General features: G+C 33.7%; 11 protein-coding genes. All 11 read left to right on the forward strand.

The window, feature by feature from the left end; all coding sequences use genetic code 11:
• The 11 genes from wecB (at position 1) to EKM03_RS03405 (ending at position 12733) form a co-directional block, all read left to right on the forward strand.
• A complete protein-coding gene (gene wecB, locus EKM03_RS03355; protein WP_126739870.1) occupies positions 1-1113 on the forward strand; it encodes a non-hydrolyzing UDP-N-acetylglucosamine 2-epimerase in 1113 nt (370 codons plus the stop codon).
• Positions 1110-2360: a UDP-glycosyltransferase gene (locus EKM03_RS03360; protein ID WP_126739871.1), complete on the forward strand. Its 1251-nt coding sequence runs from the start codon at positions 1110-1112 to the stop codon at positions 2358-2360. Before wecB ends, EKM03_RS03360 begins: the two co-directional genes overlap by 4 nt.
• A 3-nt stretch (positions 2361-2363) precedes the next feature.
• Positions 2364-3371: a glycosyltransferase family 2 protein gene (locus EKM03_RS03365; RefSeq protein ID WP_126739872.1), complete on the forward strand. Its 1008-nt coding sequence runs from the start codon at positions 2364-2366 to the stop codon at positions 3369-3371.
• A 7-nt stretch (positions 3372-3378) separates the two neighbouring features.
• On the forward strand, positions 3379-4263 hold the full coding sequence (locus tag EKM03_RS03370; RefSeq protein WP_126739873.1) for a glycosyltransferase family 2 protein: 885 nt from the start codon (positions 3379-3381) through the stop codon (positions 4261-4263).
• A 69-nt stretch (positions 4264-4332) separates the two neighbouring features.
• Positions 4333-5322, forward strand: coding sequence for a glycosyltransferase family 2 protein (locus tag EKM03_RS03375; RefSeq protein WP_126516598.1), 990 nt, complete (start codon positions 4333-4335; stop codon positions 5320-5322).
• 70 nt (positions 5323-5392) lie between these two features.
• Complete coding sequence (locus EKM03_RS03380) at positions 5393-6403, forward strand: N-acetylneuraminate synthase family protein (RefSeq protein ID WP_126739874.1); 1011 nt, start codon at positions 5393-5395, stop codon at positions 6401-6403.
• Between the two features lie 154 nt (positions 6404-6557).
• Positions 6558-7715: a UDP-N-acetylglucosamine 2-epimerase gene (gene neuC / locus EKM03_RS03385; protein ID WP_126739875.1), complete on the forward strand. Its 1158-nt coding sequence runs from the start codon at positions 6558-6560 to the stop codon at positions 7713-7715.
• A gap of 1 nt (position 7716) precedes the next feature.
• Positions 7717-8415, forward strand: a complete 699-nt coding sequence (locus tag EKM03_RS03390) for a cytidylyltransferase domain-containing protein (RefSeq protein WP_126739876.1) — start codon at positions 7717-7719, stop codon at positions 8413-8415.
• A 1-nt stretch (position 8416) separates the two neighbouring features.
• A complete protein-coding gene (gene asnB, locus EKM03_RS03395; protein WP_126739877.1) occupies positions 8417-10129 on the forward strand; it encodes an asparagine synthase (glutamine-hydrolyzing) in 1713 nt (570 codons plus the stop codon).
• Between the two features lie 122 nt (positions 10130-10251).
• A complete protein-coding gene (locus EKM03_RS03400; protein ID WP_126739878.1) occupies positions 10252-11655 on the forward strand; it encodes a hypothetical protein in 1404 nt (467 codons plus the stop codon).
• A complete protein-coding gene (locus EKM03_RS03405) occupies positions 11642-12733 on the forward strand; it encodes a glycosyltransferase family 4 protein (RefSeq protein WP_233584052.1) in 1092 nt (363 codons plus the stop codon). Before EKM03_RS03400 ends, EKM03_RS03405 begins: the two co-directional genes overlap by 14 nt.
• The last annotated feature ends 18 nt before the right edge of the window (positions 12734-12751 follow it).

Below are 12751 nucleotides of genomic sequence, written 5' to 3' on the forward strand. Positions count from 1 at the left end.
ATGCAAATTCTACTTTGTTTTGGCACACGTCCGGAAGCGATAAAAATGGCACCGCTGTATCACGAATTAAAAAAAAATAATTTTGATGTAAAAGTCTGTGTCACGGCACAACATCGAGAGATGCTGGATCAAGTGTTGGAATTTTTTGTTATTGCTCCCGATTATGATTTAGATTTGATGCAACCCAATCAAAGCTTGAACGGATTAAGTGCTAGTATTTTGTTAAAGATGGATGGCGTATTTGCTGATGCAAAACCAGATTTGGTTTTGGTCCATGGAGACACAACAACTTCATCGATGGTGGCGTTGGCCGCCTTTCATAATGGCATAACCGTAGGACATATAGAAGCTGGTTTACGTACGGATAATAAAAAGGCGCCCTTTCCGGAGGAAGTGAACCGGCAGTTGACCAGCAGAATAGCCGAGATTCATTTTACCCCTACCGCTGCAGCCACACAGAATTTACTGAATGAAGGCATTCTGCCAACTGCTATCGTCGAAACTGGAAATACCGTTATTGATGTGCTATTGTGGACCGTTGAAAAAATTGGAGCAGAAGATTATATCAATCCTGAAATTGAACGATTGAAACGTTTGCTTCCTACCGATAAAAAAATGGTTCTGGTCACAGGGCATCGCAGAGAAAATTTTGGAGCAGGTTTTGAGAACCTGTGTGATGCGCTTTTATCTGTTTCGAAACGAGACGATGTAGTGTTAGTTTATCCTGTCCATTTAAATCCGAAAGTGAAAGGTGTTGTATATGAGAAATTGTCCAACACTAAAAATATTTATTTGATACCACCGGTTTCCTATCCCGTTTTTGTGTGGTTGATGCAACAATCTTTTTTGATTGTCACAGATTCCGGTGGTATTCAGGAAGAAGCCCCATCCTTAGGGAAACCTGTTTTGGTTACTCGTGATGTTTCAGAAAGACCCGAAGGGGTTACTGCCGGATTTTCTATTTTAGTAGGTACCGATCAACAAAAAATCAGCACTACTATTTGTTCTTTTTTAGACGGATTCACGGGATTTGGGCATTCCATCAATCCTTACGGAGTCGGTGATGCCTGCCAAAAAACAGCAGCATATTTATTAAAAACACTATTAAAATGAAAATACTGATAGTTGTTGATTCCATCAACATAGAAGACAGCAGTGGTTCAAAAGCCAATGTCGCTTTGATTAATAACTTAGCCGAGGCGGGTTTCGAGGTTTTCGTGTTTCATTATACTTTGAAAAATATTCAATTAGAAGGAATACAGTGTATTGCAATTACAGAGATAAAGTACAGTACTCTGTATTTTTTGAGTCGACTGCAAAGGATTTTGAGCAGAAGTTTTAATATTAGTGTTGCGCCATTATTAGAGAAGATATTTGGTTTTTCCTTTACCTTCTTTAATGATACGAACAGTATCATTAAATGTTTAAAAAAAATGACTTTTGAACCGGATTTAGTACTTACATTAAGCAAAGGGGGAAGTTTTAGACCACATTATGCAGTTTTAAAATGTCCTGAATTACATCGTAATTGGATGGCTTACATACACGATCCTTATCCGTTTCACTTTTATCCAAGACCTTATACCTGGGTTGAATCTAGCTACAAACAAAAAGAGATATTCTTTGCAAAAGTTTCCGAAAAAGCAAAATATAGTGCTTTTCCTAGTCAATTATTGTTGGAGTGGATGGGGAGTTTTTATCCTAATTTTTTAAAAACGGGAGTTGTGATTCCGCACCAAAATGCTAGATATGAAATTCAAAATCAAGATTTTCCATCCTATTTTGATCCGTTAAAACTCAATCTGCTTCATGCAGGAAATTTAATGAAACCGCGATCTCCTGAAGGCTTGATTGAAGGGTTACTGTTGTTTTTTGATAAAAACAAAGATGCTAGGGATGAGGTTAGACTTCTTTTACTAGGGCCTTCTTCAAACTATTCGGCAATGCTTGATAACTATGAAAAAATCATTCCTGAACTGATAGTTCATAATAAAAGTTTTCTTTTTGATGACGTTTATAATATTCAAAAAAATACTTCCGTGAATATAATTATTGAAGCGAAATCAGAAATTAGCCCATTTCTACCCGCAAAGTTTCCACATTGTGTTGAAGCTAATAAAACGATTCTTTCGTTGTCACCTTATCTTAGCGAAGTTAAAAGACTATTAGGTGTTGATTATGAATATTGGTCCGAAGTAGATGATTGTCTTAAAATTTCGGAACTTATAGAACAGTTATATTATTTATGGAAAGAAGATCCAGATAAGCTTCTCTTAAATAGAGTTGATTTACAGGATTATCTATCGGTTAATTATTTAAAACAAATTATTAATAATTTGGAAAATAATAATATTGTTTAAAAGATGAAAAAATTAGCTGTTTTATTGCCTACATATAATACTGAACTTTATATCAAATCGAGTATTGATTCTATTTTGGATCAAACTTTTTCAAATTTTGATTTATATATCTATGACGATTGCTCAACAGATAATACCACGAAAATTGTTTTAGGATATAATGATAGTAGAGTTTTTTATAAAAAAAATGTGAAAAATATAGGTATTGCTAAAACATTGAATAAAGGGTTGGATGAATTGCTTCCACATTACGAATATATAGCTAGAATGGATGCTGATGATTGGGCATTTCCTGAAAGATTTCAAAAACAAATTAATTTTTTGGAAGGAAATCAAGAAATTCTTCTGTGTGGAACACAAGGGTATTGGCTGAAAGACATTACTAAAAATCCTGCAACAGAATGGGAATATCCTTTAAACAATGAGTATATTAAGGTTTATTTGCTTTTTACAGCTTCCTTTGGTCATTCATCTATTGTTTTTAGAAGTGCTGTTTTACAGCAACAGAATATAAGATATGATGAAACTATTGAAACTTGTGAAGATTGGGACTTATGGAGTCGGGCAGTAAAAAAGTGTAAAGTAGCTAATTTACCTGATTTTTTAATTAAGTATCGTGTTTTAGAAGACAGTAACCATCGTTCTTTCCATAAAGCAACAACGCATTTGAAAGAACGATCAAAAATCATTTCTAGATATTGGGCTGATTTTAATATTATACTTTCGGTTGACGAAGTGTATGAATATTATTACGGAAATAAATTATTGTCTTCAGCAGATTTTATTAAGAAAATTAAATTCTTGATAATTCAATTTAATACTCTGTATTTAAAAGAGTTACAGATGGAGCCTGATGACAGAAAGAAATTCAGGTATTTATTAGCCAGAAGGATTTTAAGTTATTGGAAACGATCATCAGTATATAGATTTAATCCTTTAATCTGGTTTGTAATAATAAAAGAGGTGAAGTTCATGAGTAAAATAAAATTAATAAAATGCCTAATCCGATAAACACTTTATGCAAACATCTATATTAATTGTATCTAAAAATAGAAAATCTGAATTGGAATATACGTTAAATATTTTAGCTCAGATAATTGATTTTTCTGAGAATGAAGTTTTGGTATTTCTTGATGGTTGCATTGATAATTCTAAGATATTAAAAGAAAAATTCTGTTGGGTTGGATGGTTTTCTTCTGAAAAAAGCATAGGAGCTTCTGCTGCCAGGCATCAACTATATCCAAAAGCCAAAGGACAATTTTTAATGGGTTTTGATGATGATGCCCATCCTTTACAGTCCGATTTTATTGCAAGAACTCTTACTGTTTTTAAAAGATATCCTACTGTTGGCATTGTTGCTTTTCAGGAAATAAAAGGTGTTTTTGGATCTGATCAAGAAGCTTTGAGTCAGGTTAACTCGATAACGGAAGAATATTTAACCAATGAATTTATAGGCTGTGGGTTTGCTATCCGTAAAGATGTTTATAAAGCTACCAATGGTTTTCCGGTCTGGATTGATATTTATGGAGAGGAATCGTGCGTTGCTATAGAAGTTTTATCTAAAGGTTTTGATATTATGTATTCAAATAAAATTAAAGTGAATCATCGAGTTGATAGAGAAGAACGAAAACTTATGGGACAAAATTACTTTAGATTTGGAAAGCAACTAAAAAACACTACTTATTATTATTTAGTCTATTATCCATTTCCCGTAGTTAAAATTTTAAAACTATATTGGCATAACTTTATAAAATATGCATTAATCGATATTAAATGTTTTAAAATATTTTTTAATGTAATTTTTGAAGTTTTATTAAATATTCGTAAAATTTTAAAATATAGAAAACCAATAAGTGAGACTATAATAAATAAAATACAATATTTATTAGCTCTCAAATATTAATGCCTTAGACATAAAATATTTGTTTTTTAGGTTTTATTTAAAAATATTAATTTAATTATTTAACACTAAATGGATTGTAATCCAATTGTTTCTGTCATAATTCCAACTTACAATAGAGAGTATGTTATTGGGGAAACACTTGACAGTGTTTTAAATCAAACATACTCAAATTGGGAATGCATTGTTGTTGATGATGGTGGGGATGACAAAACAGATGAATTAATCGAAAAATATATAACAAAAAATAATCGTTTTAAATATGTTAAAAGACCTATTGATTTAATAAAAGGTGTTAGTTCTTGTAGAAACTACGGAGTAGATATCTCAAAAGGAGAATTTATCATTTTTCTGGATTCAGATGATATTTTAGCAAGTAATGCTTTGAAAAATCGAATCAAATATTTTAAACAATATCCAGATAATGATTTTTTAGTGTTTTCTACCCAGTTTTTTGATAATAATATATTCAATAAGAAAGATGTTTTCAATATAGATCCTATAATTGAAAACAGAGAGAATTATTTGTCATTATTCTTAAAGCATCAATTTCCATGGCAGACAATGAGTCCAATTTGGAAAAAAAAATATGTAGAAAATAATAAATTTAGAAATGATTTACACTTATTGGAAGACATTATTTTTCATATTGAAATATTATTTAATAGTGATGTGAAATTTAAAAGAATTAAAGAAATAGATAATTTCTATAGAATTCCAAATTGGGGGAAAAACAATACAACAGAAAGCATTGATAAGATGTTTGAGAGTGTAAGTTATTTGTTAAAAAATTATAACTGTAGAATAGCTCAAGACAAGAAATTAAAAGATAATTTCTCTCGTTTTGTTAAAATTATTTATAAAATTATTTTACAAAGTGAGAAGGTGAATCAACAAAAGAGAGAAATGCTAAATTTCTTTGTAAAGTACAATTATATTACATTTAAAGAAAGATTACTTTTTAAAGTGTTTTCTATAGTTTATAGGTGTAAACTTAATAGAATAAAAAATATTGGGATGTTTAAAGCAATAAATTATTTAAATAAATCCCTCATTCAATAATAAAACTTCTTTTTTTCTTGAAATTTATATCATTAAATCGATTCAAAAAAGAAAGCTAAAAATTAAAATTATGTCTTCAAAATTGTATATCATAGCCGAAATAGGTCAAGCTCATGAGGGAAGTTTGGGTATTTTATATTCCTATATTGATGCAATTGCCCAAACAGGAGTTGATGCCGTAAAATTTCAAATGCACATTGCTGAAGCGGAAAGCAGTGTATATGAACCTTTCCGAGTGCCGTTTGCTTTGGAGGACAGTACCCGTTTTGATTATTGGAAACGAATGGGTTTTTCATTGGAACAATGGAAAGGTATCAAGCAACATTGTGACCGTGCAGGGCTTGATTTTATATGTTCCCCTTTTAGCAATTTAGCAGTGGATTGGCTGGAAGAAATTGGAGTTGACAGTTATAAAATCGGTTCCGGAGAAGTAAACAATTTCTTGATCTTAGAGAAAATTGCACTTACAGGGAAATCAGTAATTTTGTCTTCCGGGATGAGTTCTTATACTGAGTTAGACCAAACAGTACAATTTTTAAAAGACCGAAAAGTCAATTTCTCTATATTGCAATGTACTAGTGCGTATCCTACACAGCCGGAGGAATATGGGCTGAATGTGATTCAGGAATTAAAAAATAGATACGATGTTCCGGTTGGTTTTTCAGATCATTCTGCTAAAATAGAAACGAGTATTGCCGCAACAGCGCTGGGAGCGAGTATTCTGGAGTTTCATGTTGTTTTTGACCGACAACTTTTTGGTCCGGATGCCAAAGCCTCGTTAACGATTCTGGAAACAAAGAATTTAGTCTTGGCTGTTCGAAACATAAGTGTCGCTTTGTCGCATCCTATTGATAAAAATAACAATACTAATTTTTCGGAACTCAAACAAATTTTCGAAAAATCATTGGCAGTCAATAAAAAATTGCCCAAACATCATGTTGTTACTTTTGATGACTTAGAAGCTAAAAAACCAAAAGGGTTTGGAATCGACGCTATGCGATTTCAAGAAATAATAGGGAAGGTTTTGAATCGGGATTTGAATCAATGGGATTTTTTGAATGAGACAGATTTGTTTATGTAAGGGTTCTATATACTATTTTAAAACAAATCTTTTACTTTTAAAATAAATATTTGTCTACCTTTAAAATGCTCGAACTGATGTGAGGTTAAAGCCATAACTTTTTTACCTTTACTGTTTTTTGTTTATTTTTAAACCGAAGAATAATATACTTAAAATGCCAAAACGAAAAATAGCCGTAGTTGTTACTGCGCGACCCTCTTACAGCCGTGTAAAAACAGTTTTGACCGCTATTCAGCAACATCCGGACTTAGAATTACAATTGATAGTGGCTGCCTCCGCTCTGTTGGATCGCTACGGATCAGCTGTCAATTATATTGAAAAAGATGGGTTTGTCATTGCCGCTAAAGTATTTAATGTTTTAGAAGGAGAAAATTTGACTGCCGCTGCAAAGACTACCGGAATTGGAATATTGGAATTGTCGACTGTTTTTGATAATTTAAAACCGGATATTGTTGTAACAGTTGCCGATCGATTTGAAACGATGGCTACTGCCATTGCGGCTTCTTATATGAATATTCCTTTAGCGCACATTCAGGGCGGTGAAGTTACCGGTAATATTGATGAAAAGGTCCGTCACGCCATTACTAAATTGGCCGATTATCATTTTGTGGCATCCGAAAATGCGAAAGAAAGGGTCATCAAATTAGGGGAAAATCCTGAGATGGTTTTTAATACAGGGTGTCCCTCAATCGATTTGGCAGAAGAGGTCTTGCAGAGCAAAGTACTTCCTTTTGATCCGTATGAGAAATATGGAGGCGTAGGTGCCAAACCGGATTTATCGAGTGGTTATTTAATAGTTATGCAACATCCGGTAACGACAGAATATCAAGATTCACGGAAACATATTGAAGTAACACTCGAAGCGATTTATAAATTGAATAAACCAACCCTTTGGTTTTGGCCCAATGTGGATGCAGGAGCGGACGGAACTTCAACAGGCATTCGTGCTTTTAGAGAGCAGCATCAATTGCCAAATGTGCATTTCTTTAAAAATATGGAAGGCAAAGATTTTTTGCAATTGCTGAGACACAGCGAGTGTTTGATTGGTAATTCAAGCGCAGGTATTCGGGAATGTGCTTTTTTAGGGGTGCCTGTGGTTAATATAGGGTCTCGTCAAAATAAAAGGGAACGAGGCGGAAACAGTATTGATGTTATACATTCACAAGAACGAATAGAAGTAGCTATTTTAGATGCTATAAAAAAAGGCAAATCAGTCTCGTCTGCTATTTATGGAGATGGGAATGCGGGTGTTCAAATAGCGGAATTATTACAAAAATTACCTTTGCAGTTTCATAAAACAATAATGTATTAAAATGCGAATTTTAGGTATTATCCCAGCACGAGGAGGTTCTAAAGGAGTCCCAGGAAAAAACATTAAATTGCTCAACGGGAAACCGTTATTGCAATATACTGCTGAAATTGCTTTGGATTCAAAGCTGTTAACTGCTGTGATTTTGTCCAGTGATGATCAACAAATAATTACGGTGGCTAAAAGCTTGGGAATTCAAGTGCCATTTATACGACCAGAGGAATTAGCCCAAGACGCAACACCTACTATAGATGTTATTATTCATGCTTTAGAATGGTATGATAAACAAGACATCTCCTTTGATGCTGTTTGTGTACTTCAAGTGACAAGTCCTATTAGAACTGTTGAATTCTTAGATGATGCTATTCAAAAATTCATTACAAGCGATTGTGATTCTCTAGTTTCTGTTCAAAAAGTGCCACATGAATATAATCCGCATTGGACGTTTGAACTTAATTCCGAAGGGAATTTAAAAATCTCTACCGGAGAAGGTCAAATAATCAGCAGAAGACAAGAACTCCCCAATGCCTATCATAGAGACGGAAGTATTTACATAATGAAAACAGAAGTGCTGTTGCAACAACATTCTTTGTACGGAAAAAGTATTTCATTCATCGAATCTACTCCTGAATTTTATGTAAATATTGATACGTTAACCGATTGGGATAGGGCGGAGCAAATGATAAAAAACAATCAAAAATAATATGTGCGGTATTGCGGGAATAATTGGGAATTTCGAAGCCTATCAGTTGGATGCCATGCTGATGAGTCAACACCATCGAGGTCCTGACTCCACAGGAAAATATAGTGATAAGAATTTTGCTGCTTTAGGACATAATCGATTGGCGATTATTGATTTATCCCCAGAATCCAATCAACCTTTTTTGGATCCTTCTGGTCGGTATGTTCTTATTTTTAATGGTGAAATCTATAATTATATTGAGCTCAAAGCCGAATTGAAAGGACACTATACTTTCACAACGGACTCCGATACCGAAGTTTTACTAGCTTCGTTTCTTGTTTACGGGCATCACTGCCTGCAAAAATTGAACGGTATGTTTTCTTTTGCTATTTGGGATAATCAAGACAAAAAATTATTTGCTGCAAGAGACCGATTTGGTGTCAAACCTTTTTTTTTCTGTAAAGAAAAGAACTCGTTTTATTTTTCATCAGAAATAAAAGCGCTTCACGCTGCGGGTATTTCAAGAATTCCAAACGAAAAAGTCTGGGCTTCTTATTTTGCTTATGGTTCTTATGGAAATCCCGACGAAACTTTTTGGGAGGAGATCTTGCAATTGCCCGGCGGCCATTTTTTAGAATTTCAAAACCAGCAATTGATCCTAAAAAAATGGTACTTTTTTGAAGAAGAAGTAGCCAAGCAACCTAAGAATTTAACTTTTGAGCAGGCCAAAGAACATTATGTTACTCTTTTAAAAGATAGTATTAATTTGCGTTTTAGATCCGATGTTCTTGTTGGATTTAATATAAGTGGTGGATTGGATAGTTCCGTATTATTGGCTTTAGTCAATCTTCAAAAGGATAATTCTAAAATCAATGGTTATACTTTTTACACGAATAATCCTGACTATGATGAATTGCCTTGGGTAGAACAAATGGTAGCCCAAACCCGTAACCCGTTAACTAAAATTCTGTTTCAAGCAGATGAAGTTCCCGATTTTACGAAAAAAGTAGCATTTCAACAAGACGAGCCTTTTGGTGGAGTTCCAACCTTGGCTTACGCCAAAATCTTCGAACAAGCTCGAAAAGATAACGTATTGGTATTACTCGATGGTCAAGGGATGGATGAACAATGGGCGGGCTATGATTATTACGTCCAAGAAAACGACACAACCATTCAAGGAGTTACGGATTCACCATTCAAAAGGTATATGCTTTCGGATACTTTTTTGGCAAAATCCGAAAAACCAAACTACCCCAAACCTTTTGATAATGAATTGTTAAATAAGCAATATCGCGATTTGTTTTATACGAAAATCCCAAGAGCGCTACGATTTAATGATCGAATTTCGATGCTATTTTCCACGGAATTAAGAGAACCTTTTTTGGATTATAGATTAGTAGAATTTGCTTTTTCATTACCATTGGATTTTAAAATAAAGAACGGAATAACTAAATTTATGTTACGAGAAATCGCCTCAGAATATTTGGTGAATGATTTGGTTTTTGCACCTAAAAGACCTTTGCAAACGCCACAAAGGGAATGGTTGGCTTATGATTTGAAGAATTGGGTAACCGAATGTTTTGCGTCAATCGAAAATTCAGAATATTCAAAATGGTTTGATATAAAAGAATTAAAGAAAGAATTAGAGCACTACATTGAAGGTAATATCCAATCTAGTTTTCATATTTGGCAGTGCATTAGTCTGTTTGAAATGGTTCGCACAACTAAGGAGTAATTCCAATTTCTTTTTTTAGTTATAATAAAAAACGATATTAGGGAATTAAATCAAAAAAAATTTAATAGTTTTTGGATGTAAGAATTATTTTAAAATAATCAAAAATTGTAAGTTTAAAAGCAATGAAAAAACTAGGTATAGTAATCACTGATGGCGTTGGATTCCGGAATTTTGTAATGAGTGACTTTTTAACAGAAGCCAGACTCCAATTTGATACTATTATCATTTATTCGGGGTTGCCTATCAGTGCTTATCCTGCGGATTTACAGTCTACAAGTACTATAAAAGAATTGGATGTTTTTGTAGAAGGCAAATGGACCTGGTTTTTCAGGAAATGGAAAGAGCTAGCTCATCTACAACACTACAAGTCTTTTTATGGTATGAAAGACAACCTGAAATCTGGGTATCCCAAAACAATCTCTGCCCGATCTCTTTTAGTCAAAATTATTTATTTTTTTACGCAGAGAGTGCACTCTTCTGCCAGTATTCTGTTTGTAGAAAAATTACAGTTTTTGTCTTTTTCTAAACATAGAATAGCAAAAGAGTATCTTCGATTATTGCAAGAAGACCAACCGACTCATATTTTTTTCACCCATCAAAGACCCTCGTATTTAGCCCCTTTTTTATATGCAGCTATCCAATCTCAAATACCAGTCAGCAGTTTTATTTTCAGTTGGGATAATTTAGCCTCCAAAGGAAGGATGTTAGGGACTTTTGATTATTTTTTGGTTTGGAGTGATTTAATGAAAAAGGAGCTGTTGTATTTTTATCCGAATGTAAAAGAGGAACAGGTAAGAGTGGTGGGAACACCTCAATTTGAGCCTTATATGATGGACAAATACAAAACAGAAAAACAAGATTTTTATGCTAAATTTAATTTAAAGGAGAGTCAAAAAATAATTTGTTTCAGTTGTGCTGATGCCAGTATCGGAGCGAATGACCCTGTTGTGATTCGGACTATTGCCAATGCCATGCGAGAAAATAAAATAGGAATTCCATGTCAACTTGTTGTACGGACTTCTCCAGCAGAAGAACCAGAGCGTTTTGCTGCGATACAAAAAGAGTTTCCTGAAATTATCTGGAATACGCCCAAATGGATTTTGACTCGGGAGAATCATGCTGAAAGCTGGTCGCAACGCATTCCTAGTGAGGAGGATATCATGGATTTACGTTCTTTGTTGGAATATGTTGATTTGAATATTAACATGTGCTCTACAATGAGTTTAGATTTTATGTTATTTGACAAACCGGTAATTAATACTGTTTTTGGAAATCCTGAAAATGGTTTGTATGATGACCAACGTTTTTTAGGATATGATCATTTCAAAAAAGTAGTCGAGAGCCAATCCGTGACCATCGCCAAAAATCCAACCGAATTAATTGACCAAATCAAGGAGGCTTTAATCAATCCTTTGGCACGAACTAAAGAAAGAAAGGCTATGATTGACTTACAAATAAGCAAAAAATTAAACAGAACCAGTCAGCGTATTGCTACAACTTTATCACAATGGAATGACCGAAAATAAAAAAATAGCAGTGCTTTGTAATTATGAACTATTACCCGAAAGAGTAGGCGGAATGGATTACTTTTTTTGGGCGTTTGACAAGAAATGTGCAGAAAATAATATTCAGGTGGATTGGTTTTTTCCGAATCAGTCCGATCATGGCGAATATGTTACTTTAACGATTTTTGAGAGTGGATATCAATCCGTAGAAAATCATTTTCTTAGTTTTTGTACCACCAATGCAACAGCGTACACGCATATCATTACCCATTTTGTCGAATTATGTACTCCTTTTTTTTATAAAATAAAGCAGTTCAGCGGCGCTAAAATAATTGCCGTGGATCATAATCCAAGACCTCTTTCCGGCTATCCTTTAAAAAAGAGAATCGAGAAAAGAATCAAAGGAATTTTATTTTCCAGATATATTGCTGTTTTTATAGGGGTTTCTGATTATACCGTCAATGAAATTATTCATGATTTTGGTTCTCATTTGAAAAAGAAGACATTGACTATTTATAACGGGGTTGTGCTAGAAAATATTTTACAACGAATGAATCGAAACACATTGCATCCCATCTTTTTGACAGCATCTCACCTACGTGAATCTAAAGGGATTCAGGATTTAATTGCTGCTGTCGCACTGCTTCCTACATCGATACAGAAGGAAATTAAAATTGATCTTTACGGAGATGGGCCTTATAAAAGTATTTTGGTTGAAAAGATGAAATACTATGATGTAACCCATTGTTTTGCTTTTATGGGCAGCATTTCTAACCTGAAAGCGTTATTTTCGGAATATGATTATATGCTGCAACCTACCCACATGGAGTGTTTCAGTTTATCGATATTAGAGAGTTTAGCTGCCAATGTTCCTGTAATCACAACAAATGTTGGTGGTAATGAGGAGGTTATTGTTTCCGGGGAAAATGGGTTTATTTATAAAGCAAAAGATGTTATGGCTCTAAAGAATATTCTTGAAGCCGTTTATTTGGGTCATAAAAGAATTGAAACGAATACCAGAACCCTCATTGAAAACCGTTTTTCACTGGCAAGAATGGTCGAGTACCATTTAGCATTGGTATTAGAGAATAAATCTTAATTTTACACCGTCAAATCC

Source organism: Flavobacterium sp. GSP6 (assembly GCF_003984855.1).
Classification (GTDB): domain Bacteria; phylum Bacteroidota; class Bacteroidia; order Flavobacteriales; family Flavobacteriaceae; genus Flavobacterium.

What these genes read in the sequence shown, in the direction of transcription:
- EKM03_RS03375 (WP_126516598.1), top strand. Translation starts at nt 4,333, where the DNA reads ATGGATTGTAATCCAATTGTTTCTGTCATAATTCCAACTTACAATAGA.
- EKM03_RS03400 (WP_126739878.1), top strand. Translation starts at nt 10,252, where the DNA reads ATGAAAAAACTAGGTATAGTAATCACTGATGGCGTTGGATTCCGGAAT.
- wecB (WP_126739870.1), top strand. Translation starts at nt 1, where the DNA reads ATGCAAATTCTACTTTGTTTTGGCACACGTCCGGAAGCGATAAAAATG.
- EKM03_RS03360 (WP_126739871.1), top strand. Translation starts at nt 1,110, where the DNA reads ATGAAAATACTGATAGTTGTTGATTCCATCAACATAGAAGACAGCAGT.
- EKM03_RS03390 (WP_126739876.1), top strand. Translation starts at nt 7,717, where the DNA reads ATGCGAATTTTAGGTATTATCCCAGCACGAGGAGGTTCTAAAGGAGTC.
- EKM03_RS03365 (WP_126739872.1), top strand. Translation starts at nt 2,364, where the DNA reads ATGAAAAAATTAGCTGTTTTATTGCCTACATATAATACTGAACTTTAT.
- EKM03_RS03370 (WP_126739873.1), top strand. Translation starts at nt 3,379, where the DNA reads ATGCAAACATCTATATTAATTGTATCTAAAAATAGAAAATCTGAATTG.
- asnB (WP_126739877.1), top strand. Translation starts at nt 8,417, where the DNA reads ATGTGCGGTATTGCGGGAATAATTGGGAATTTCGAAGCCTATCAGTTG.
- EKM03_RS03380 (WP_126739874.1), top strand. Translation starts at nt 5,393, where the DNA reads ATGTCTTCAAAATTGTATATCATAGCCGAAATAGGTCAAGCTCATGAG.
- neuC (WP_126739875.1), top strand. Translation starts at nt 6,558, where the DNA reads ATGCCAAAACGAAAAATAGCCGTAGTTGTTACTGCGCGACCCTCTTAC.
- EKM03_RS03405 (WP_233584052.1), top strand. Translation starts at nt 11,642, where the DNA reads ATGACCGAAAATAAAAAAATAGCAGTGCTTTGTAATTATGAACTATTA.